We start from the raw sequence: 26049 nt of genomic DNA, 5'->3' as shown, positions 1-26049 counted from the left end.
GTCAAATTTTAGAGAGATTTCAGTATATTTTTTACCAAGGCTGGTCCTTGGTAGATGAACGAAGAATAGACCTGAACCAAAGATGCGCCTGCATTAAGCCTATCTTTTGCTGCTTGAGGGCTGTCTATACCGCCGACGCCAATGATTGGCAGCGCACCATCCAGCGCAGTTGCTAACTTGCGATTCACCTCTAGACTCGCTTCAGTGAGTACGGAGCCACTCAGTCCGCCGGCTTCTTCAGCATGTGGTAGGCCTTTGACTTTGTTTCTGTCTAACGTGGTGTTAGTCGCTATTACGCCATCCATTTTTGCATTAATCAGGGATTGCGCAATGCTCTCAATTTCTTCGTCGCTCAAGTCAGGCGCTATTTTGATAAAAAGTGGCACATATTTGCTGTGTGCTTGAGTTAGGGTTTCCTGTGCCGCTTTTAATCCAACAAGCAAATTATCCAGCGCTTCACCATACTGTAGATTGCGTAATCCAGGCGTGTTGGGAGATGAAATGTTAACGGTGACATAACTTGCATACTGATAAACTTTATTCAGACAAATTAGATAATCGTCTAGGGCATTCTCTTCTGGGGTATCTTTATTTTTACCAATATTGATACCTAACGTACCCTGATAACGGCTATTTTTAACCTGCTCTACCAGATAATCGACGCCTTTATTGTTAAACCCCATTCGATTAATAATGGCTTTTGCTTCAGGTAATCTAAATAATCTTGGCTTAGGGTTTCCCGGTTGCGGCCGCGGTGTGACAGTGCCGACTTCGATAAAACCGAAACCCATTGCGGCAAATGCATCAATACATTCGCCATTTTTGTCTAAGCCTGCAGCCAATCCCACTGGGTTGTCGAAGGTCAATCCGGCAACGGTCACCGGGTGAGAAATAAGCGGTTCACTGTACAATGACTTCAAAAATGAATGCTGCGTTTTGTGTAACCAGTTGATAGTGAAGTCGTGGCTTTTCTCTGGCTCACACTGTAACAATAATTTTTGAATAATTTCGTGCATGTTCATTCCGCTAATAAAAAGCCCTGTAAAACAGGGCTTTTGAAAACTGACCTAAATTCTAACCGGGTATTTTAATGGTTAGACTTCACGCTTAAAAGCATCAATTCACGTAAAGCGACAGAAAATTTCGCAAATTCGTGGGTTGAGCTCGTTTTGAACTCCGACATCATGTGATACCAACGGTTTAACAAGACTTCGTTCTTCTCCATCCAACACTCAAGAATGGCATCTGAGTCTGTCATGTCAGGATAGCTGAGTAACAAATTCAAAGCGATTGAACGTTGTTGCCAGTCTAGCTCTTCTCGATAAGACGCACGCGCTAGGGCTTGCCAGTGGTTTGTCACAGTTTGCTTGGTAATTTGATCCAAGAACCAGTGCAACTCTAAACGAGACCCTAACTGGAAGTACAAACGCGCGGCAACTTCTGGCTTTTGCTTGATGTCATTGACAATATGGGCTAAATCCATTGACGAGAACATATTGCTAAAGCTGGCCACTTGGTAAGCTACATCCGCAGGCACGCCTTCTTTGACGTAACGAGTAGTGACTGACTCCAACTGCGCGTATTCTTCTTCAACCAGGTAATGTTCAAGATTTTTAGACAGAATCTCGAACGTCGGTCTGAACATATCAATAGCAGCCTGAATGCCTTCGACTTTACTGCCGTGTCTAATATACCAACGCGACGCTCGACGCATTGTACGGCGCGCATTTTCAAGTAATTCTAATTGTAAATCAGCATCAATCTTATTATCCAATGCTTCGATACTGCGCCACAGTTCATCAATTTTGAAAATACCACGTACAATGGCGTAAGAATCTGCTATTTCAGATACGGTTGCGCCGGTCTCTTCTTGCATTCTAAACACAAAATTGAGGCCCATATCGTTAACCATGTTATTGGTTAATTTAGTGGCTATGATCTCGCCGCGTAGTGGGTGCTCTTCCATTTGCTCACTAAAGCGCTCACGCAATACTTTAGGGAAGGCGCCGACGAGTAATTCCCCGTGGAATGGGTTTTGCGTAATTTCCGGTATGTTGAGCTCATCTTTCAGTACCATCTTGCCATAGGCAATGAGTACACTCAGTTCTGGACGAGTAAACCCTTTACCATTGGCCTGACGGTCAGAGATCTCATCGTCAGACGGTAAGAACTCGAGTTCGCGATTCAATGAACCTGAACGCTCAAGGCCGTGGATAAAACGCAATTGTTCTTTTAATAAGGCACCGCCAAGACGTTCGGTTATAGATATTGATTGTGTTTGACGGTAACAATCTTCAAGAACGAGTTCTGCTACGTCGTCTGTCATATCATAAAGTAGCTCGTTGCGTTGTTTAACGGTGAGATCACCCTTATTCACCAAGCTGTTAAGCAAGATTTTGATGTTGACTTCATTATCCGAACAATCAACACCACCGACGTTATCGATAAAGTCGGTATTGACGCGACCACCATTCGCCGCATATTCAATACGACCAAGCTGTGTCAAACCTAGGTTACCGCCCTCGCCTATGATTTTGGCTTGAACTTCATTTCCGTTTACTCGCAAATCATCGTTGGCGCGGTCTCCGACTTCACCGTGGGTTTCTTTTGTACTTTTAACATAAGTACCAATACCGCCATTCCAAATCAGGTCAACTGGCATTTTTAAAATACCATTGATCAATTCATTTGGTGTCATAGTTGCTTGGCGAGTACCCAGCCATTTCTTCATTTCTGGGGTCAATTTGATCGATTTCGCTGAACGTTCGAAGATACCACCGCCCTTAGAAATGAGAGACTTATCGTAGTCATTCCAAGTTAAGCTCGGGTTCTCGAATAAGCGCTGACGCTCTTTATATGTCTTTTCTGCGTTAGGGTTCGGGTCGAAGAAAATATGAAGATGGTTGAAAGCAGCTACCAGACGCGTTTTCTCGGACAACAGCATGCCATTACCGAAAACGTCACCAGCCATATCACCGACACCGGCCGCAGTGAACTCAGTAGTTTGGCAATCAATTCCCACTTCACGGAAATGGCGTTTAACCGATTCCCATGCACCACGTGCAGTAATACCCATTTTCTTATGGTCATAACCAATACTGCCACCTGAAGCGAACGCGTCACCCAACCAGAAATTAAACTCTTCAGAAATACCGTTCGCAATATCCGAGAATGTTGCCGTACCTTTGTCCGCAGCGACAACTAAGTAGGGATCATCTTCATCCATTCGAACAACGTGCTCTGGGTGAATAATCTTGCCGTCGACAATGTTGTCTGTAATATCGAGCAAGCTGCGAATGAAAATGCGGTAACACTCTTGACCTTCAGCAAAGAATGCCGCTCGTCCGCCTTCTGTCGGTAGTTTCTTACAAACAAAACCACCCTTCGCTCCAACTGGCACGATAACGGTGTTTTTAACTTGCTGTGCTTTTACCAAGCCCAATATTTCTGTTCTGAAATCCTCTTGTCGGTCAGACCAACGCAATCCACCACGGGCGACTTTGCCCCCTCTCAAGTGAACCCCTTCTACTCGTGGGCTGTAGACGAAGATTTCAAATTTTGGCAATGGCAACGGCATATCTGGAATCAATTCAGGTTGTAGCTTGAACGATACGTATGGTTTATCACTGCCATCTGCAGACGGTTGATAAAAGTTAGTCCGCAAGGTCGCTTGGATCATATCCAAGTAACGACGGATAATTCTATCTTCATCCAGATTGTTAACGTTGTCTAACTGTGTTTTGATGGTTTCTAATAGCGCCGCTTCTTTCTTTTCACTTCGCTTGATTGAAGGGTTGAAACGCTGGTTAAAGAAGTCAATTAGCAAGATGGCAATATCTGGGTAATTGGATAGCGCGTTAGCAATATAATCATGACTAAACGAACTTCCCGTTTGACGCATATATTTGGCGAACGCACGTAATATCGTCACGTTGCGACCTGGAAGCCCCGCTCCCAAAATAAGGCGGTTAAACGCATCATCCTCTAATTCACTATGCCAAACCTTGGCAAATGCACCTTGGAAAAGTGCTTGTGCTTGCTCCATATCCATATCGTTGCCACTTTTGTGCAACATGGTGAAATCCATCACCCAATTCACAGAACCTTCTGCACAGGTGATTTTGTATGGGCTTTCATCAATCACGCGAAGGCCAAAGTTTTCCAACATTGGCAAAACATCAGACAAGTGAATGGGCACGTCTTTGTGAAACAGCTTGAGTTTAACGATATGGCTGTCAGATTGTTCTTCTTGAGGGCGATAGAACAACATGTCTAATGTGTGGTCGTCGCCTAATTTTTCGAGTTTTTCGATGTCAACTAATGCGGCACTTGGCAAATTGTGTTCCATGTAACTGCGTGAGAAAGCATTCGTATACTTGCGCTCTACCGCTTTACCTTTCGCCTCACCGTATGCTGACGTAATCGCTGTCGCCAGTCTGTCATTCCAAGTCTTAGTCAATTCCACCATGTTCTTCTCAATTTCCTTCACGTCTACTTCGGCACCATTATCACGTACGCGCGCAATATAGTGAGTTCTTGCATATACAGATTCTGAGAAGTACGTTGTGAACTCCACTTCTTCTTCTGTTGAGAAATAGTGTTTAAACAGGGCCTGAGTTTCTTTACGAAGCTGTGTGTTGTATCGCTCTCTGGGCACGAACACCATGATTGAGTAAAAACGACCGAACAAGTCTTTTCTGACGAACAAACGAGAAATCCCGCGTTCTTGCATCAAAAATATGCCGCGAATAATTTCTACAAGCTCTTGTGCGGGTGTTTGAAGAATCTCATCACGAGGATAAGTTTCTACAATATTCAGAAACGCTTTATAAGCATGTGTGCCTGGAGCAAACTCAGATAACTCACAAACCCGGTCAATTTTGTCTTTGAGAATGGGTAAATCGGTTGCACTGCTGTTATAGAAAGAGGCAGAGTACAGGCCAATAAATCGATGTTCACCAATAACCTGCCCTTCTTTGTTAAACTCTTTCAAGCCAATATAATCCATGTAAGCAGGACGATGCACACGTGCACGAGTATTGGTCTTGGTCAACAACAACGGTTCTTCACTCAATGCCACTTGACGTGAATTTGCTGGCAAATTCGACAATAAGCGAGGTCTGTCGCTAATTGAGTTTTTCATCAACCCCAAACTTGAGTCATTGTCTGGCGTCCAACGGTGATCACCCTCAATCGGTGACACTGAGTAATAGCGATAACCCATCAGTGTAAAATTGTGGTCAGCTAACCAACTCAAAAACGTATTCGTTTGCTCTCTCGATTTATCGCCACCGGGAAAATTAGCCTTAGGCACAGATTTGATAATCGCATTGAGCTTGTCACACATTGGCAACCAATCGGCAACAGCCAAAGATACTTCGTCAACTACCGATTGTAGCTCATCGGTGATGGCTTCTATGTCTGATTTAGACGTCTGACGGTCAACCTCGATCAGGAAGACAGTCTCTTTTGAATCTTTATTCTTGCCATTACCAAGTTCACTGAATTCAACCAGCTTACATTGTTTATCTCGTTTGATGGCGATGGGACTGTGTAATAACAAATGGGCAGTGATGCCTAAACGCGTCAGCGCCATGCGGATGGAATCAACCAAAAATGGCATGTCTTCGACAATCAGCTCTACAATCGTATGGCTAGAATTCCAGCCGTGCTTGGCTATCTCAGGGTTGAATACGCGAATGTAGGGCTTGGACTTGTCGAACTTTTCGAGAACATTCCACAAACTCAGAGTTGCACCATATAAATCACTGTCGGTACGGTTCACTAAGTCTTCGTTTGAAATGTTTTTAAACAGTTGACGGCCAAACTGCTGCACTAAAGCTTGCTGCTTGGCATCGACTTTTTTTTCTATTAAGGCAAAGACGTTTTCTAATAATACGGAATGACGTTGCGAGGTAGCGGTCATGTATACACCTTATTCCTGTCGTAAGTGTCCAGTTTCACAAGCTATTTTCGCTAATAAATGACACTAATAAAAGAGTAAATTTAACGCTTTTTTAACAGAATAGATAACTATGCAGAAAACGCATAAAAAAAGGGCCTTTCGGCCCTTAAAATCGACTAGCTATGCAAAAATATCTGCTCCGATCACTCGCCTCGTTTGTACCAAAGTACGCGAGCGAGTGCCGGTAGTACAATAATTGCACCAAGCATGTTGACCAAGAACATAAATGTCAGCAGAATTCCCATGTCCATCTGGAATTTTAACGAAGAGAAAACCCAAGTACTCACACCAATTGCAAGGGTAATACCGGTAAATAGTACTGCGCTTCCACGTTCTTTTAGTGCTTCCAAATAAGCTTCTTTAACGTTGCTTCCCTCTTTCAACTTGTGACTCATTGTTGAAAGAATGTAAATACCGTAATCGACACCGATACCCACACCTAATGCAATAACAGGTAGCGTTGAAACCGTAAGACCAATTTGTAAGAAGGTCATCAGGGCTTGCGCTAACACTGAAACGACGTATAGCGGTACGACAACCGAAAGTGTTGCACGTAATGAGCGGAAACTTAGCAGACACAAAATGATAACGGCACCGAATACGTAAACCATCATTGGGTCTTGCGCGGCTTTAACGGCTTCGTTTGTCGCCGCCATTACGCCGACCGGGCCTGACGCTAAGCTGAACTTCATATCGTCAGTTTGGTAAGCGTCTCGGTAATCTTTCACAGCATCAACAACGGTAGAAATGGTCTCTGCTTTGTGGTCTTCCATAAACAAGATTATCGGCATTACTGAACAGTCACCGTTCAACAAACCTGAAGACGTTGGAACACGTGAAATGGCTTGTACGAGGGTTTGTTGGTTACGTGGCAACACCTGCCATTTTACATTACCCTCGTTGTAACCGGCGTTTACGATTTTAGCCACTGCTGCCAAAGAGACTGCAGATTGCACACCTTCAACGTTTTCCATTTTCCATTGGAAATCGTCAATCGCTCGCATCACACCGTAATCTGTACAGGCCTCAGAGGTTGTTTCAACCAACACCGAAATGTAATCTACCGTCACCTCGTATTTATCTGTGATCAGGAATGTATCCTGGTTGTAACGTGAATCTTCATGGAGCGCTGGCGCACCGGCATGTAGATCACCAATCTTCATTTGCTGAGATTGGAAGTATCCCAATACAAATAACAGCGCAGTAACAGCTAGAATAACGGTTGCCGTTTTCTTCTCAGCGCACTTATCGACGAATCGCCACGCATTGGTATTTTCACTTTCTTTTTTGGCAAATCGCTCCACATAACTTGGCTTCAGTTTTAGGAAACTCATTAATACAGGTAAAAGCACTAGGTTCGTTAAGATGATAACAGCCACACCCATACTCGCGGTGATTGCCAACTCGCGGATAATGCCAATATCAATAACCAATAGAGTCATGAAACCGACGGTATCAGACAACAATGCAATACCACCTGGAATCAATAAGTTTCTAAATGCCGCTTTGGAACCCTCTTTAGCACACAAACCTTCAACGGCTTTCTTTTCTACCGCGTTAATCATTTGTACGCCATGACTCACACCGATGGCAAAAACCAAGAATGGCACCAATATGGACATTGGATCCATACCAAAACCGATAACTGTGAGTAGACCTAATTGCCACACAACTGCGATAACAGAACAAAGCAGTGGAAGGACAGTTAACATGATGTTTCGAGAGAAGAAGTACACCATGATACCAGTGATAACAAAGGCAATAGCAAAGAACAAGACAACGTCTTTTGCTCCGTTTGCAACGTCACCAATCATTTTAGCGAAACCGATTACATGGACAGTAATTTGGTCGTTCTCAAATTGACCGCGTAATTGATCTTCTAATTCCTGTGCTAGCGCCAGGGTATTGAGCTGCTCACCTGTCTTGGGATCAAGGTCGAGTAACTGTGCAGTGACCATTGCACAACTATAATCGGTTGCCACTTGGCGACCAACAATATTAGCCTTTTCCACATTAGCAGCAACGAGCTCTAGGGCCTGAGGATTTGAAGAATTAAAATCAGCAGGTATGACAGGACCGCCAGCAAAACCTCCTTCTACAATCTCGGTGAATCGAGTAGACGGCGAAAACAAAGACACAACCAATGAGCGGTTGACACCGTTGATAAAGAACAACTGATCATGCACGTTTTTTAACGTATCAAAGAAGTTTTGATTGTAAATATTGCCGCTTGCATCACATACAGAGACCAAAATATTGTTGGCACCACCAAAATCTTTTTGGTGTTCTACGTACGTTTGCATATACGGATGATTCAGCGGAATATTCTTTTCGAAACCCGCATCCATCTTCATCTGTGATGCTTTAAACCCTAAAAACAATGTCGCTAATAAGAAAACACCGACGACAAAGAGTCGATTGTTGAAGACTAATCTTTCTATAAAATGAGTTGCTTTAGACATGAAGACTTATGGTTCCAAGTTGAGCGTTTGAATGCCATTAGCCGTTACCGCTATCGTTTTCCCGTTGAAAGAAAACGCAGTAAGAATGGCACTCTTATCTTGAATTTGACTGACTTCTACACCTTCAGGTGTTTCGCATATCGCGCCGTACGATGGATAATCGACTGTTGGCAACGGCAACGTTGCTTTCACTAAAATGCCATTGTTACCCATAGCAGTAATGAAATCGTCACTAATGTGTACTGAATTCAGCGTTGAGGTATTGCAGGTCGTAACACTTTTCCAACGCCCTTCTCCACTTTTTACATACATATTGCCGCGCAAACCCGCAGCTAAAACGTTTTCATTATCAATCGCTCGAATGTCAAAGAAAGAGCCTTCGTAATCCAGTTCATAGCGAGCCCATGTTTTACCCTGGTCTTCACTGTGCGCAAGTAACCCCGCCTCGCCAGCAAGGAACAATTTGTCGCCAGATTGATTAACACGATTGATATGAGGAAGGATGGAATCGAGTTCCATGAGATAAAACTCTTCGTCCTCTTCACGGATTTCTTCGAGGTACTCTAAATCGTAGGGATTTAACAACTCAGCGTGACGCTCAGCGGTCCAGTTTTTACCACCGTCTGTTGTGCGATAAAACAAACCATATGCGCCTACAGCAATACCGTGTTTGTCATCAAAAAAACTGACATCTAGAAAAGGACGTTCAATATCGGGGTTGTACAACTGAGTTGTCCAAGTTTCGCCTTTATCTGCGGAGTGCAAAATAGTGGCATCATGGCCTACTGCCCATATCTTGTCTCCAACTACATCAACGGCAGTCAGCGTTGATTGAGCTGGTACGTCAGCTTGTTTGAAAGATTCACCGTCGAGTGACGTAAGAATATGGCCGCGTTCGCCGACAATAACTACAAATTCAGACGCTGCTGCATCAAGTAAGGTGGATTGCTCTACGAGTCGAGCTTGGAAAGCATTCTCTGCTACTGCAGAAAAGCTGAGCGCAGCGGCGACAACTGTCGCAAGGGATTTTCTCATACGCGAATTATTCCTCGTATTTCTTAGGTGGGAAACAAAAACGGTTGGCAAGGCCAACCGTTATTCTTCGATTAACGCATACCTTCTCGGCGCAGGGCCTGAGGCGTAAACTCAACGTCTCTTGGGCGTATTGTGAAGTCGTACATCTCTTCTTCGTTATCCAAGCCAATCGCTAGGTAACGACGTGAGTTTAAGTCATGGTAAACATCTAGTGTAGACCATGCTGTCGGAACTTCGTAGTAGTTCACACCGTAAGCAAACGCAACTCGGTACATTTCACCGCGGTTATCATACATGTCCGCTTCTTGAATTTGCCAGCTGTCCTCGTCAATAAAGAAGACACGCTTTTGGTATACGTGACGGAAGCCTTCTTTTAATGTGGCTTCTACCACCCACACACGGTGCTTTTCCCAACGCGTTAAATCAGGGTTGATGTGGTTAGGCTGTAGAATGTCCGCATACTTAGCATTGTCGCTGTGTAGTGCATAGTTATTGTATGCAACATACATCTCGCGCTTGCCTTTCAACTCCCAGTTATAACGGTTTGGTGAACCATTGAACATGTCGAAGTCGTCGGTAGTACGCAGACCATCAGCTGCCGTTCCCGGTGTATCATAAGCGATGTTTGGCGCTAGGCGCACACGGCGCTGACCAGTGTTGTAGGTCCAAGCCTTACGTGGTTCTTTGATTTGGTCAACCGTTTCATGAACCAACAAAGCCGTACCTGCAAGACGAGCAGGTTTTGTCACCTTCTGCTTAAACATGAACAAAATGTTGTCATCTAGTAGGCTTTCAGGTGTCGCATCAGGCTCAGAGTATTTCAGAATGAGTTTTTCATCAAACCCGATAACGTTGTAATCACCGCCAGATGTCACAGCAGCCTGGCCACCGTTACGTTGAACCGCTTCACCGCGATAACGCAAGATGTGGTTCCAAATTGCTTCTAAGCCATTTTGAGGAAGTGGGAATGGGATACCAATCGCCGCTCCTTTAATGCCGTTACCACCATCTAATAGTTCCGCTCGTGTGGCGTTGACTTTAGTCGCATCATAAATGGACTGTGGGTTAGATGCCGAACGGCGTGTCGGATATACCGGCATCTTGAAGGTATCAGGATACGCTTCAAACATTTTAATTTGGCCAGGCGCAAGAAACGCTTCATGCTCTTTGTAGTTTGCACCAGTGATAGTGAACAAAGGCTTGTCTGCCGCAAATGGATCAGGATGGAAATCACCTACCGTGTAGCCTGCAGGAGCGGTTGTGATACCGCCGTCCCATGCCGGAATTGAACCGTCTGCGTTTGCTGCTTTTTCGCCACCCAATGGTGTTAAATCAGCGCCCAGTCTCGCCGCATCTGCATCTGAGACCTTAGCTTGTGCTGCTGTGCCTGCAAGCGCAATTGAAAGCGCTGCAGCAACTATTCCAAATTTTTTCATCATAATTACTACTCTCTAGATTGCATACCTGACGTTGAAAGAAACGAAATCGCGGTCTGCTAATTGGTTAGTTGTACCGATTCCACCCCAGAAGGCACTGTATGATGCCGTTGCTGACCACTTGCTTAAGTAATCAAACGTGAATGAAAGATTCGCTGATTTACGATCCTCGATAAACAAGAACAGTGGATCAGGTGTAGTACCGCTTACATCGTGTGCGAACGTTGCACGTGTACGTAAGTTGATACCCGAGAAAATGTTGTTGTGATCGGCAACCATCAATAATCGATAGCCCCAAGAATCATCAGTCGCGAATGGGTTTGTTTCAGGTCCATCTGACAATGCAGTATGGAGTCCTGTACGCGGGTTGCCGTCTGGGGTTGGCTCTAGTGATGGCGTACGCGCAGTACCTGGTGCATTCAGGCGAAGCACGTTGGGGTCAGGGAAATCGTTAATTTTAACGTAACCTGCTTCACCAAGTAACACTAGGTTATCCGTGCCCAATGCAGGACCGAATACATGCGATACCGTAAATTGCACCTGTGTAGTATCGGAGAAAACAAAACCTTCAGCAGTTTCGCCCGGTCCTACACCACGGCCGATGTTATTCAATTGAGAAATACCGGCTAGGTCTGGGCGTAAACCTGCGTTTGCTAACTGCTCAGGCATACCCATGTAAAGTAATTCAACATCATCTATTTGAAGCGGTTCATCTTGACGATATGCAATTTCACCAGCAAGTGCAGTTTGGCCGATATTGGTGTTAAAACTCAAACCGTATAGTTTGATGTCTTCTGGGTAGAAGAATTGAGCCTCAGTAAAGGCGTCAAGTTGAGCAATGTTGTCACGAGTAATTTCATTTTGGGCCAAGAAAGCAATATCAGCAGCAATCCCTTCCTGTGTGAAGTTAGACGTGATACCCGAAATCAAAGGACGTTGACTGTGGTAGTTGATATGGTAAAGACTGATCTCAGTTTCGTTCAATGCCTCTGCAAAGTACGTCATACGCAGACCGTATTGGCCTTGATCATCAGCATCATTGTGCGCAGCACTACTGAAATCGCGAACCGCTACACGCGTCGGATAAGCAAGGTACGCTTGTGAGATTGTTGCGGCGTCAGCGCCGGCTCTTAATGCATCACCCAAGCCGTTTAAGGACGCCATTAAGTGAGCTAGGTCAATATCAGGGTTACCTGTGAAGCCAAGCTGAATATTATTTGCCTGACCACCTTCACCAGCGAAGTCATTCGTCGCCAAGTAGCTACCCGCAACTGGCAACCAACTTTCTTGCCACTCGTACTGGTAGTAACCAGAAACACTGAGGTTTTCGGTTAAACCCAATGACGCGAAGACCATTCCAACGGGTAGAAATACTTCTCTTAGTTCTGCGCCTGGTGCTTGCGCGCGGTTAACATCAACCGGGTTTGTTGTGTTGATACCGTGTTGGATGAATGTACTTTCACCCCAGCTGATTACTTGGTCACCGATACGAACGGTTAATGGCTTGTCACCAACCCAAAGGTCAGCGTAGAAGAATGCGTCATAAAGACGGATATCAGAGCAAAGTAGGTCGTTAGCTTCAGGTGCAGCACACAAGTCATAGCTTTGGCCAGTGATTGGGTTGTTCCAATCGCGATTACCATCTGCTTGCTCAAAATCGTAGAACCAGAAACCTCGAGCAAAGAAACCGAAATCACCGTACTTGATATCTAGTTCATGGGTACCTGAAATCTGAGTTGAAAAGGCTTTTCCTGGATCGTGAAGCAAGTTACCTAAATCACCGTTCGCAGAATAACCACCGACTTCAGCTAGACTCCAAACGTCTCCACTTGGATAGATAACGTTGGTCGCCGCATTGTAACCACTCCAATCAAATTGGGCTTGGTTACTTTTACCGATGAGGTTCAAGTCTCTGTCTTCCACACGGAAACTTGTAGCGAAGGTGAAGCTTGAATCTAGCGTGACGCTAACGTCGCCAAAATCCCAATTTGCCGCAGATGCCGGCAATGCTGCTGCGCTCAATATAGCAATAACGCCAGCTGCAATTGGTGACTTTTTAAACGCACTAGGTCTATTTGTCATAATTTTTATTCTCCCTTGTCGACGCGATACCTGCGAAGACGTAAAGACCAACCATTTTGATTTAACAAAATGATTACATCATTTTAAGCGAATCGCAAGAACTAATCGTACCAGTTAACACAATTAAAGTACGTATTTGAATTAAATAATAATTATTGATGGTTTTTTAGTCTTTGGCCTTAATTCTTAACGCATTTTTTCAAATGCGATAATTTTATTGGCTCGGTTGACAGTCATTCGAAATCGACCCTTTATTCCTAGGCTAGTGACAAACGGGCGCAGGCGCGTAGCGGGTATTTGTACGCGTCTGCCACATTCAGATGTCAAAATCACCGAACTGGATGATTGTTGGTAAAGCACTCCACACTCGCCATAATCGATTCCAAGACTAAAAAAATACTGAGTATCACTCTGATTTATGCTCATAAGACAAGCTTTTACTCACTTTTTCGAATAAGTCTTTGCTCAAGTCAGATTGAGATAGTAGACGACTCAACTGCCCCTTCATTAACTCTTGATGTTCTGTTGAGAAACGTTGCCACTGGGTTAGTGGTGTTACAATACGTGATGCCACTTGAGGGTTAGCTTTATCCAGTTTTATCAAATAATCGGTGACATAGCGGTACCCTGCCCCCGATGGTTCATGAAAACCCGAAGTGTTATAAAAGGCAAAGCTCCCTAACAGTGCTCTAACGCGATTAGGGTTATCGCCTTTGAATGCTGGATGTTCTTGCACCAACTGAACCTGAGATAGTATGTCAGTGCGATGAGTTGTGGCTTGTAAGCCAAACCATTTGTCCATCACCAGAGCATCATCGCGCCAATCTTGTTCAAAACGAGACATCAGATTGTCAAACAAGGATAAATCACACAACTGTGCAGCCTTCAGTGCGCCGAGTTTATCGGTCATGTTGTCTGCTGCATTGAAATGCGCTTCAATGCGTTGTGCGCAAGTGGTGTCTACCGCAAGCAACTTAAGCACTTGATTTTTGCAGCGTCGCCCTTGTATTGCGCTTTGCTCATATTGATACGTATCGTTTGAGATGCTGTTATAGATTGAAACAAGCTCATCATGTAACTTTTCACATAAAGTCCTACAAAAGACGTCCCTTGCTTTGAGCAATGCTGCAGGCACTATGTCTTTGCGGCTTTGGCAAAGGGTTTCGAAGCTTGGAATAACAAGACACTCTCCCAACAACTCATGGTTATCTCGTTCTTTGAGCAGTGCAGAAGATAAACCAGTCCAAATTTGTTCATCTATTGCGTCAATACCTTCGGCTTCGATAGTAGCAATACACAAATCATAAAGCTGTTGGATAGCATCCCATCGATTAAAATTGTCTGGTGCTGAATTGAAAATCGCCAGTAACTCATGGGGCGTCAATGGGTTGTCTAGCCTTACGGGAGCTGAAAAGTTTGCTAGTAGCACAGGTACCGGTTGCTGATTGCACTCTGAGAAGGACAATTCTATCTTGGATTCACAGAGTTGAATCATGTTGTCTTGAATTTTGCCATGGTCATCCTTCAGTATTTCGCCATTTTCATTCAGGCAATAAATACCCACAGGTATGTGCAAATTTTGTTTTTGTTTTTGGTCTGCGGTAGATGGTGTATGTTGATGCAAAGTCAATGTAGCTTTACCTGAAGTTACATCCCATTCTCGTTCTACTTTGACACATGGCGTACCGGACTGAGAGTACCAGAGCGCAAATTGTGACAAGTCAATATCAGTTACACTTTGCATCGCAGCAACAAAATCGTCACAGGTAACCGCTTGGCCATCGTGACGTTCAAAATACACATCCATTCCTTTGCGATAGGTTTCACTACCCAACAACGTATGCATCATCCGGATAACTTCCGCACCTTTGTCGTACACAGTTACCGTATAGAAATTATTCATTTCCATTACTTCATCGGGTCGGATAGGATGACTCATCGCACTCGCGTCTTCCGCAAATTGATGTTCTCGCATCACCCTTACTTGCGAAATTCGCGTACTAAGTGGAGACGTCATATCGGCACTAAACTGTTGGTCTCTAAATACGGTCAGTCCCTCTTTCAAACTCAGTTGGAACCAGTCACGACATGTCACTCTGTTGCCCGACCAATTGTGAAAATATTCATGAGCAATCACTGATTCGATATGAAAAAAGTCTTCATCTGTCGCGCTAGCTTGGTCTGCCAATACGAATTTACTGTTAAAGATATTGAGGCCTTTATTTTCCATCGCCCCCATATTGAAGAAATCTACTGCCACAACCATATAGATATCGAGATCGTACTCGAGACCGTACACTTGCTCGTCCCAAGCCATTGCACGTTTCAGGCTTTCAAGTGCAAAGACCCCTTTATCCTTCATGCCTTTGTCAACGAAAAGCTCAAGTTTGACGTCTCTACCAGAGCATGTAGTGAAACTATCATCGAGTCGGTCAAACTCACCTGCCACAAGCGCGAACAGATAGCAGGGTTTTGGGTGCGGGTCGTGCCAAGTCACCCAATGCTCATCGCCATCATCCCCGCGCGCGATTGCGTTACCGTTGGACAGTAAAGTGGGCAATGACGCCCTATCACCAATGACAGTGACGGTATACACACTCAGGATATCTGGCCGGTCAATGAAGTAGGTAATCCGCCTAAAACCTTCCGCTTCACATTGCGTACAAAAAACCCCATTACTCAAATACAAGCCTTCGAGCGCTTTGTTTTGCGACGGGTCTAACCGAGTTACAATAACCAGCTCAAACTCATCCGGTACATCGGCAATAACAAGTTGTTCGTCAGTTAATTTATAGTGGTGAACCGGAGCGTCATGAATTTTGGCACTCACAAGCTCTATATTTTGGCCATCTAAAATCAATGGCGCATCGTTGTCTCCGTTACGAACTACTTTTAATGCTGATGTGACCAGCGTTTTTTGGTCATGCAAATGAACGGTTAAATCAACGGAAGGAATAAGGAAAGACGGTGACGTATAATCTAAACGTCTTTTGACTAGGTCAGACATGTAAGCCTCTCTGAATGATGCTTATACCCAACGCTTAGGCTTGGCCCGGATAATGAGTCGAAAATAAAAACCAAGAGCTTCGTCACTGCCATTTCGGCACCGTATTACACGTTACTCTTGGTTCTGTATCGCCCTATCCCTTATTGCAGCACATTCACTGCACATTGCCTAAGGGAGTGTTGCTAAAAATTATGCTTTATTCGTTTCTTCTTGTGTATCGAAAGGCGGTTCTAAGCGCAAAATTTTGATACCAAGATAGGCGTAAATCACGGCTAAAACTGGATTAATTAAATTAAAGAAAGCATAGAACAAATAATCAAGTGGGTTTACTGCTAAAACGCCGTGCATGTAGGCACCGCATGTATTCCACGGAATCAGTGGCGAGGTTAGCGTCCCACCGTCTTCTAGGCTTCGACTTAGGTTTAGTTGGTCTAATCCACGCTTTTTGAATTCTTCTTTATACATCCTACCCGGCATCACAATAGAAATATATTGGTCAGCGGTGAAGATATTTGTACCGATACACGTGAGGATTGTGCGCGTTACCATTGAACCTGCAGACTTTGCACCGCGCAAAATTAATGCGACTGCGCGTTTGAGCAAGCCGACTTTCTCTAGTACCGCGCCAAATGACATTGCACAAATAATTAACCAAATCGTATTGAGCATGCTCGACATACCACCACGGCTTAACAAGTCATTGAGTTTTTCATCAGACGTTGAAAAACTCACGCCATCAAAAAGTGCTGCCCAAACCACTTTGACTGTTCGGATTGTTTCAGAATCCCCTTCCGCGCCCATACTAATCACGACATTACCTTGGAACAGTACCGCCCATAATCCCCCTAGCAAAGCACCGATAAATACCGCCGGAAACGCTGGGACTTTTTTGATAGCCATCGTCAGTAGGACTACCAATGGAACAAGTAAAATAGGCCCAAGTTCAAAAGAGGAATTCAATACTGACTGCATTTCCTCAATACGAGAAACCGTTTGTGATGTGTCCTCCGAGAAGCCTAAAAGAAGAAATAGGATTAGCGTCAATACGAAGCTAGGAATTGTTGTCCATAACATATAGCGAATATGGTCAAACAAGTCAGTTCCTGCGACCGCTGGTGCTAAGTTTGTTGTTTCAGATAGCGGACTAATTTTATCACCGAAATACGCCCCAGAGACCACGGCACCGGCGGTTACAGCTGCTGATAAATCCATCCCTGATGAAACGCCCATGAGTGCAACACCAACGGTTGCCGCCGTTGTCCAACTACTGCCGATACTCATAGCAACAACAGCACAAATTAAGCAGGCGGCCGCATAAAACATCGATGGGTTTAGCAATTCGAGGCCGTAATAAATCAAGGTTGGTACGGTACCCGCAAGCATCCAAGTGCCGATCAATGAACCGACAGCAAGTAAAATTAGGCAGGCTCCCAATGACATTGAGATACCTTTAACAATACCTTCCTCAATCGCTTTCCAGCTGTAGCCATTTTTAAGGCCAATGATGGAGGCCAAGCCCATACCGATTAGCAAGGCAATTTGGTTAGGCCCATATGACGAATTATCTTCGAACAACCAAACTGCGGTCCCCATCATAACGATGAGTGAAACTATTGGGATAACGACGTCTAATACCGTTGGTTCTTTTATTTGTGTTGTCATGTTTTTCACCTTACGACTACATAACTGAACGGATGAACATGATTAGAATCACCACTGGGCAGACAAACTTGACATACCAAGGCCAAATTTTCCAAAACATCGACTGCTCAGCATTTTCAAAGCCAGATTTTAATTCTTCTAAAATGGCATTACGTTTCCATACCCATCCGGCAAAAATACACAATACAAGGCCGAGAAGCGGCTGACTATACTCAGTTGTCAGGGTAATAACGAAGCCAAAGAGCGCGCCAAAATTGAATATAATCAAAGAGCTTGTAGCCAATATAATGGCTGCCATAGTCCATACTGCCTTTTTGCGAGCCATCCCTTTACTTTCTACTAGATAAGCGACGGGCACTTCCAGCATTGAGATTGAAGAAGTGAGAGCCGCGATGGCCATCAGTGCAAAGAAAGCAAAAGACACAAATACACCAACGCTACCAATGGTCTCGAACAATGCCGGTAGCACAGTGAAAATGAGCTGGTCGCCTTCGATTAGTACGCCTTCGGCGGTAAATATCTCTACACCATTATTCAATGCAACATACATTGCTGGGATGATTAGCATACCCGCTATAATTGCAACACCGATGTCCACAAGTGCCACTGAAGCACCAATTGAAGGTAGGTTTTCATTTTTACTGACATAAGAACCATACACCAGCATAGTACCGACACCTAGAGACATAGAGAAGAACGCCTGCCCCATCGCACTGATTAATAGCTCTGGGTTTAGCAATGCTGAGAAGTCAGGAACGAGATACGCTTTCCAACCATCGATAGCACCCGGTTGAAAACTCACATAAACAATCAAAGCCACGATGATGATCACGAGCGTAGGCATAAGTCTGACTGACCATTTTTCAATGCCTTCTTTTACGCCACCTGTGACAATTAGCGCCGTCATCGAGATGAAAATTGCACAGAAAATCCAATTTCGCGTGTTTGAAAAACCAAGTAACCAATCGGATGCACTGCCAATACCGACTGCGCGCACCGATGACTCGGTGAAGTAGGCAAACATCCATCCACCGACAATGGCGTAAAATGCCAGTATGAGTGAAACCGTAATGCCGCCCCAAATACCGGTAAGGGTGCCGGCCGGATTACCATTACTGATTTTGCCGAGCGCATCGACCATATTCGAGCGAGTTGCTCTACCGATAATCAGCTCAGCCATGAGTACGGGATACGCTAACGCGAATGCAAGAATTAAGTAGACGAGAACGAATGCCGCCCCACCATTACTTGCGACTTGTGTAGGAAAGCCCCAAATATTACCCAATCCAACTGCAGAGCCTGCAGCAGCGAGTATGAAGCCAATTCGTGAAGAGAATTCACCTCTCAGTGCCATGATTTTTCCCTTTATTATTGTTTTATTGTGTTTTCTGTCGCTAGACATAAAAAAGGGGCTGACGATGCATGCCAGCCCCTTTTTCGTATTCTAACTAGTTTCGTCGAATCGCGTATTTGCCAGTTTCGATTAGGTCGAAAGTGATATTAGCCGCTTCTGCTAGGAACGGGTCAATCTCTTCTAGCTCTTCAGGTACATCGTCAAGTGTCGTTACTTTTTCCATACCCATACGTTCTAGTCTTTCATTTACTCTTGTTAGTGCATCCGTTTCCTGTTGCTTATCTTCAGCTTCTCGCTCAGATTTCACAAGAGAAATAAAGTCTTTATCCTTGTTCTTTTTGTACTCTTCGATGTCTTGATAAATATAATCAAACTCTGGGTCTTTTAACACTCGAGCTTGGTGTTTAGCAGTTAATACGTCCAACGTTTCAGTCGTATCGGCAAATGTCATGTAATTCGCGCGGTTGATGCTGTCGTAAGGTAACGCATTCTCTTCTTGGCTTTCGCCCCACTCGTCAGGATTAATCGCAGACGGGTACAAAATGTCCGGAACAACACCCAAGTGCTGAGTACTGGTGCCATTAATACGGTAGAACTTCGCAATGGTAAATTGAACCGAGCCGAGAGGGTTCTCATATAGGTCATAGATTCGACCTAGGCCCCTGTGCTGCTGCACCGTACCCTTACCAAATGTTTGTTCACCGATGATCAACGCACGATTATAATCTTGCATTGCCGCGGCAAAAATTTCAGATGCCGATGCACTATAACGGTCTACTAGTACCGTCAACGGACCGTCATAAGCAATCATGCCGTCGGTGTCACGATTAACACTGACGCGACCTTCACCGTAACGAATCTGAACCACTGGGCCTTTGTCGATGAAAAGACCGGTTAATAGCGTCGCTTCAGTTAACGAACCACCACCATTACCTCTTAAATCGATAATGACACCTTTGACGTCTTCGGCTTTAAGTACGTCTAATTCCTTCTTCACATCAGCATGCAAATTATTGTAGAAACTAGGAATGTCGATTACGCCAACTTTTTCGCCTTGGAAAGGCCCCGTTTCGGGGACAAAGACTTCGGCTTTTGCTGCGCGATCTTCTAGCTTAATTTTGTCACGAGTCAGGCTCACAACCGATGTCGATTTACTGTCAGTAGAGCCCTTCTCGACTTGTAATCGAACTACGCTTCCCTTCGGACCTTTGATCAGTTCGACGACTTCGTCTAGGCGCCAACCAATGACATCAACAAAATCTTCGTCATCTTGTGCTACACCTACAATTTTATCTTCGGGCTTCAGCGCTTTCGATGCGTCCGCTGGACCACCAGGGACAATACGTTGAATTACCGTGTAATCGTCTTCACTTTGCAGTACTGCGCCTATTCCTTCGAAAGACAAATTCATTTCCATCTTGAAACGATCAGCGTTGCGCGGTGATAGGTAACTGGTATGGGCTTCAATGGAACGAGCGAAGGCGTTCATAGCCGTTTGGAAAACGTCTTCACTTTTAGTTTGTTTCAGGCGTTTGATAGCCCGAGTATAACGCTTATCCAAAAGCGTTTTGGCTTCTTCCCAGGTTTTACCCGCAATGACTAAGTTCAAGCCATCGTATTTAACTCTTTGGCGCCACAGCTCATTGAGCTCGGCTTCAGTAGCAGGCCATGCAGCGTCTTCGCGGTCGTAGTAGAATTTGTCATCTGCTTTTTCGAAATCAAAGCCCTTGTCCAACAAGGATAACGCGTATTCAAACCGCTCAACGCGACGTTCTAACATGCGGTTGTACATAACGTATGCCAGCTCAAGGTTTCCCTTGGCCATTGCATCGTCAAATGCCAATTCGTAGCTTTCAAACTCTTTAATGTCTGAAGCCAAGAATACTTGCTTATTACTATCAAGCGACCGTAAGTAACGGTCGTACATTATGCTTGATAGTTCATCATCCAACGAAATTTCCTTGTAGTGTGCACGGGTAAACAAGGCACTTACGCGCTTTGCAGACACCGCATGCTGGGTCTCTTGCTTGAGAACGGGGAGTTGTTCTACTTCAGTGGTTGATGAACCAGCACTGGCGCCAACGCTCAGTGTTAAGAATGCACTTGCTACGGAAATTCGAAGGATATCTTTCATACTACGACCTCTTGGAACGAGCTAGACGTAAAGTCTCAGGAGCGACTTTGACAACCATCCCTGTGTCCAATTGCACATGGACACCATCTTTGGCAACTTCAGTAATTATGGCAGGCATTGGTGATTTGCCCAGTTTTACTGTGACTTTTGTCCCGTTTTTTAAATCCGCGTCTGTTAATTTCGCGGGCGGTACTCTATTTTGTCTGTGAGAATTTGATTTAGTTCCCGAAGACGTAAATTTCTTTTGACCTTCTGCGCCGGGCTTTTGGCTTCGACGGGGCGGACGTTTATCGTTTTTACGGCTTTCTTTTTGCTGCGCTTTGCGCTTTTCAGCTGCTTTTGCTTTGCTCTCTTCAAGCTGCTGTTGTGCGTGGTCTGCGTGCTCTTTTTCAATTTGAGCGTCATTGTTGCCGTCTAAATCAACACGAAACACACCTTCTTTAACGCTGTGGAGGTAGCGCCAGCTGTTTGTGTAATGACGCAAAGTAGAGCGCAAAAGCGTCTTACTTACCCTTTCCTCGTTCTCTAAACGAGTTGCAAGATCCTGAAAAATACCGATTTTTAAAGGTTTTGCATCACCTTCTACACTAAAGCAGTTTGGGAATGACTCGGCTAAAAATGCGATAACGTCTTTGCTATTTGTAAACTTTTCTGTTGGTTCCATCAATAATTCAGTGGTAATTAGTGTGTTTCTTCAGTATCGGCATCATCCCAAGTTGCTAGCTGCTGGTCAACCCAATCTAGCAATTCTCCCTCATCCAAATCGACGAGGTGAAGGTCTTGATGCCACGTTTCCCATACAAGGCCCAATAATTTTTCCAGCCTTTGGGTATCAATATCTTCATCAGCACGATCATACATCAGGTGCAAAATGAGATTTAATTGCTCAGCTGCGCCATCTGGATCATCGTGATAATCCTCCATGTCTGCAAATGTCGCCAACGCGACATGGATATCGACATTCTGTTTCATGAAATACTTTCGATAAGTAGCGAAACGATAGACTCAAGTTTAGCTTGGTCTTGTTCTGTAAAGCGATCGTGAACCGGACTGTCAATGTCCAACACGCCCAGCAGTCTACCATCTTTTTTCAAAGGAATAACAATTTCTGAATTGGACGCCGCATCACAAGCAATGTGCCCTTCAAACGCATGGACGTCGGCGATGCGTTGTACTTCACCAGTCTGAGCTGCTGTACCGCATACGCCCTTTCCCATTGGGATCCGTATACAAGCAGGCAAGCCTTGGAACGGCCCGAGTACGAGTTGGTCATCTTTGTACAGATAAAAACCTGCCCAATTGACTTCTTCTAATTGATTAAACAGCAATGCACTGATGTTCGCCATATTGGCAATCATATCTGGCTCGCCATGTACGAGAGCCCTTGCTTGTTCGACAAGGGTGCCGATTGGGGAGTAACTCAAATCTGTATTCTCTATCGTTAGTTTTGTATTTCAAACACCACTGCCACATCAGCAGTGTGAGTTTGAGTGCCGGGCAATGATGCCTGTGCAATATCACTGAACGCTTTGGTTTCGAACATTGGACTAGGCGAGTTTGCATTGAGTAAATTTACCGCCACAACTGCACCGAGCTTCACATCGAGTTCATTAGCCACCAGTGATGCCTTCAATTTTGCTTCTTTCACAGCATTTATCAAGGCTTGATGGGCATAATTTTCTTCGCTTTTGTGCAATAACTTGAACGATTGCACACGATTTATACTATTTTTTGTCACACCATCAATAATGTTGTCAAAATCTTCGATGTTGTCATGTGTCACAGAAACAACTCGGGTCAGAATATATCCTTTGTTTTCACGACCTTTGGATTGGCTGTGTTCTATCCACGGTTGTAAATTAACATCCATAGATGTGATGCTATTTTCATTCACGCCTCGTGTGACTAGAAACCGAACAATACGCTGAACACTCGCTGATGCTTTTTGATTCAAATCAGAGACTCGCTCACCGCGTTCTTCTATGACTACGTCAAACGCAAAGGCATTGGGTACAAGCTCAACGGCACCAGAGGCGGTAACAGAAATCGTCTCTCTATCGGTTTGTTGTGCTGCGACTCCTGCGCTGTAAGTTAACAAAAGGCCAATTGCAATTCCCAAAAACTGTTTCATTTTTCACTCCGCTGATAATTAGGTTTTATCCATAAGCCTAATAACCACTGGGTTAATCCAAGCTGAACGAGATTGGCTATCCGAAAAACCAATATGACACTAGCACCGCCATAGAAATTCCGCCGAGGTCGGCCGCCAGACAGCACGGTAACGCGTAACGGGAATATTTAATACCTACGGCGCCCAAATACACTGCTAACACGTAGAAAGTCGTTTCAGTACTCCCCTGCAATACTGATGCTAATCTACCGGCAAAACTATCAGCGCCATGGTGTTGCATTGTCTCTATCATTAAGGCTCGAGCGCCACTACCACTGAGTGGTTTCATCAATGCTGTAGGCAGGCCATCGACAAATCGTGCGTCAACGCCCAAGATACCAACCAACCAAGCGATGCCTCCGATAATCGAATCCAACACACCACTCGCCCGCAGCGCAGCAATAGCAATCAACATAGCAACCAAATAAGGTATTAACATAATAGCGACATCGAAGCCTTTTTTTGCACCCTCGACAAACAAACTGTAGGCATCCACGCCTTTACGCCAAGCCGACGCGAGTACTAGAGCAATAAAAGCAAACAACAACCCATTAGCAAAGACTGAGGAATGGGTCGCCAGTAATTCACTCGATAAATATGAAAAATACAAGACAACGGAAGCAAGTAAACTTAACGCTAATACGGCATACAGGAAAATAACGCGATTGAAGAGATTTATCCGTTGTATGGCGCAAGTGACTAATAAACCTGTCAGTGTCGACGCTGAGGTTGCCAATAAAATTGGTACGAAAACATCTGTGGGTTGAGCAGCCCCCGCTTCAGCGCGATATAAAAATACGGCAATGGGAAACAAAGTCACGGAAGACGTATTGAGGACCAAAAACAGTATTTGGCTGTTGGTGATTGTCTGTTTGTCTTTATTCAAAGACTGTAAATCTTCCATCGCTTTGATGCCAAAAGGCGTGGCTGCGATATCTAACCCGAGGAAATTAGCCGACATATTCATGGTCATCGAACCAACTGCTGGATGGCGCTTCGGTACGTCTGGCATCAACCGGCAGAACAGCGGGCTGAGGCCATAGGCCACTTTTTCAACGAGACCAGTATGCTCTGCGATTTTAAAAATGCCCAACCAAAAAGCGAGTAATCCAATTAGTCCTATTGCGATTTCAACACTCAATTTTGCCATCGACGTCATAGCCGTCATCGCGGCTTCAAAGCCCGCCCCGTCACCCGAAAATAGGGCTTGTATTGAGACAACAACGAACGCGATGAGGATAAAGCTCATCCAAATTTTATTGAGCATAGGGTGTGTGGTAATGAGTTCTTATATGGGCAAGATAAGTAATTTTTCGATTGTCATCAATGACTTTCAAAAGGTTTTGAAGATGGTCTTTGCCATAACAGGAACTGATGAAAGGAAAACGCCCTCGTTTCGAGGGCGCTTGTCACTATTTGAGGACCTTTTTGAGGCTTGATAAACAATAATCGACGTTTTTGTCGGTACAACCATGGCCCATTAAACCGATACGCCAGACTTTTCCAGCCAATGCACCGAGCCCAGCGCCAATTTCTAGATTATAGTCGTTGAGCAAGGTGCTTCGAACCTGAGCATCATCAATACCATCAGGAATTCTGACGGCATTGAGTTGAGGTAACCTACAATGTTCTTCTACGGCAAACTCTAAGCCTAATTCAGCCAACCCTGACGCCAGTTTCTTGTGTGTTGCACTATGTCGTTCCCAACTGTTCTGTAAGCCTTCCTCTTGGAGCATAACTAAACTCTCGTACAAGGCATACACAGTATTGACCGGTGCAGTATGGTGGTAGGCTCTTTTACCGCCTTTACCCCAGTACCCAACGATAAGATTCATGTCTAAGAACCAACTTTGCACTTTGGTTTTACGGTTTTGTATGAGTTCTACAGCTTTATCGCTGAATGACACGGGAGCTATACCAGGTACACACGACAGGCACTTTTGTGAGCCTGAATAAATCGCATCGATACCCCAACCGTCAACATCAATTTCGATACCCGCTAGCGATGTTACTGCATCAACGATGGTGTAACAGTTGTATTGTTGCGCAATTTCACACAACAGTTTGGCGTCATTGCGCACACCTGTAGAAGTTTCGGCATGCACGAATGCAACAAATTTAGCCTCTGGATTTGAACGAAGTGCATCCTCTAGTTTTTCTGGCGTTGTCTGCGTTCCCCAAGTATCTTCGACTTTGATCGCCTTACCGCCACATCGTTCAACATTTTCAACCATACGTGTACCAAAGACGCCGTTAATACACACAACAACAGTGTCACCAGGTTCCACTAAATTAACAAAACATGCCTCCATTGCCGCCGAGCCAGGAGCAGATATCGGCATTGTCAGTGCGTTTTCGGTTTGAAATGCGTATTGCAATAGCGCTTTAGTGTCGTCCATTAACTGGATAAACATAGGATCGAGGTGGCCCAAGGTTGGGCGGCACATAGCATTGAGTACGCGCGGACTGACGTCAGAAGGCCCCGGCCCCATTAACGTTCGAATGGGCGGAGTAAAGGTTTGATAAGTTTGCATGATTAAATCTCCAATCTACGCGTTGAATCTCGATTGTCACAACATATTCATCAAACTACAAGGTGTCATCCTCAACATAAATCTCGTGAATAGGAAAAGAGAAAATACACTGTGGATAAACCGTGAACAATCTGTAGATAAAACAGACGCTATGTTCACATTTAAAACAAATGAATTTGTTTTATCGCCAGAATTGTGTGAAATTTGT

Annotated in this window: 17 protein-coding genes; all 17 read right to left on the bottom strand. The window is 44.6% G+C overall.

What is annotated here, in order from left to right:
• Positions 1–8: 8 nt before the first annotated feature.
• Positions 9–1016: a quinone-dependent dihydroorotate dehydrogenase gene (gene pyrD, locus AC27G9_RS02850; protein ID WP_487070821.1), complete on the bottom strand. Its 1008-nt coding sequence runs from the start codon at positions 1014–1016 to the stop codon at positions 9–11.
• A 71-nt stretch (positions 1017–1087) separates the two neighbouring features.
• Positions 1088–5926: an NAD-glutamate dehydrogenase gene (locus AC27G9_RS02845; RefSeq protein WP_487070819.1), complete on the bottom strand. Its 4839-nt coding sequence runs from the start codon at positions 5924–5926 to the stop codon at positions 1088–1090.
• A gap of 182 nt (positions 5927–6108) precedes the next feature.
• A complete protein-coding gene (locus tag AC27G9_RS02840; RefSeq protein WP_487070817.1) occupies positions 6109–8427 on the bottom strand; it encodes an efflux RND transporter permease subunit in 2319 nt (772 codons plus the stop codon).
• A gap of 6 nt (positions 8428–8433) precedes the next feature.
• Positions 8434–9462, bottom strand: a complete 1029-nt coding sequence (locus tag AC27G9_RS02835; protein WP_487070815.1) for a WD40/YVTN/BNR-like repeat-containing protein — start codon at positions 9460–9462, stop codon at positions 8434–8436.
• Between the two features lie 71 nt (positions 9463–9533).
• The gene (locus tag AC27G9_RS02830; protein ID WP_487070811.1) at positions 9534–10901 is read right to left on the bottom strand and encodes a DUF1329 domain-containing protein; all 1368 of its coding nucleotides are present in this window, start codon (positions 10899–10901) and stop codon (positions 9534–9536) included.
• A 12-nt stretch (positions 10902–10913) separates the two neighbouring features.
• Positions 10914–12980, bottom strand: a complete 2067-nt coding sequence (locus AC27G9_RS02825) for a DUF1302 domain-containing protein (RefSeq protein ID WP_487070806.1) — start codon at positions 12978–12980, stop codon at positions 10914–10916.
• 186 nt (positions 12981–13166) lie between these two features.
• Positions 13167–13406 (bottom strand): DUF2835 family protein, encoded by a 240-nt coding sequence (locus tag AC27G9_RS02820; protein WP_487070803.1) that lies wholly within the window; start codon positions 13404–13406, stop codon positions 13167–13169.
• On the bottom strand, positions 13387–15987 hold the full coding sequence (pepN, locus tag AC27G9_RS02815) for an aminopeptidase N (protein ID WP_487070801.1): 2601 nt from the start codon (positions 15985–15987) through the stop codon (positions 13387–13389). The genes AC27G9_RS02820 and pepN overlap by 20 nt, the downstream gene beginning before the upstream one ends.
• 189 nt (positions 15988–16176) lie before the next feature.
• Positions 16177–17649 carry a Na+/H+ antiporter NhaC gene (gene nhaC, locus AC27G9_RS02810; protein WP_487070799.1) on the bottom strand — a complete coding sequence of 491 codons (1473 nt, stop codon included), beginning with the start codon at positions 17647–17649 and terminating at the stop codon, positions 16177–16179.
• Between the two features lie 16 nt (positions 17650–17665).
• Positions 17666–19003, bottom strand: coding sequence for a sodium-dependent transporter (locus AC27G9_RS02805; protein WP_487070797.1), 1338 nt, complete (start codon positions 19001–19003; stop codon positions 17666–17668).
• A 94-nt stretch (positions 19004–19097) separates the two neighbouring features.
• Positions 19098–21137, bottom strand: a complete 2040-nt coding sequence (gene prc, locus AC27G9_RS02800; protein WP_487070795.1) for a carboxy terminal-processing peptidase — start codon at positions 21135–21137, stop codon at positions 19098–19100.
• A 1-nt stretch (position 21138) separates the two neighbouring features.
• A complete protein-coding gene (gene proQ / locus AC27G9_RS02795) occupies positions 21139–21801 on the bottom strand; it encodes an RNA chaperone ProQ (RefSeq protein ID WP_487070793.1) in 663 nt (220 codons plus the stop codon).
• 17 nt (positions 21802–21818) lie between these two features.
• Entirely contained in the window at positions 21819–22109 is a 291-nt protein-coding gene (locus tag AC27G9_RS02790; protein ID WP_487070791.1) for a hypothetical protein, read from the bottom strand.
• Positions 22106–22561, bottom strand: coding sequence for a GAF domain-containing protein (locus AC27G9_RS02785; protein ID WP_487070789.1), 456 nt, complete (start codon positions 22559–22561; stop codon positions 22106–22108). Before AC27G9_RS02785 ends, AC27G9_RS02790 begins: the two co-directional genes overlap by 4 nt.
• A gap of 17 nt (positions 22562–22578) precedes the next feature.
• Entirely contained in the window at positions 22579–23268 is a 690-nt protein-coding gene (locus AC27G9_RS02780) for an SIMPL domain-containing protein (protein ID WP_487070787.1), read from the bottom strand.
• 76 nt (positions 23269–23344) lie between these two features.
• Positions 23345–24574: a nucleoside recognition domain-containing protein gene (locus AC27G9_RS02775; RefSeq protein WP_487070785.1), complete on the bottom strand. Its 1230-nt coding sequence runs from the start codon at positions 24572–24574 to the stop codon at positions 23345–23347.
• A gap of 145 nt (positions 24575–24719) precedes the next feature.
• Positions 24720–25841 carry a pyridoxal-phosphate-dependent aminotransferase family protein gene (locus AC27G9_RS02770; protein WP_487070783.1) on the bottom strand — a complete coding sequence of 374 codons (1122 nt, stop codon included), beginning with the start codon at positions 25839–25841 and terminating at the stop codon, positions 24720–24722.
• Positions 25842–26049: the final 208 nt, after the last annotated feature.

Source organism: Alteromonas sp. 5NS40-0096 (genome assembly GCF_057544385.1).
The sequence above is the reverse complement of the archived record's forward strand: the minus strand, read 5'-3'. Positions and strand labels throughout refer to the sequence as shown.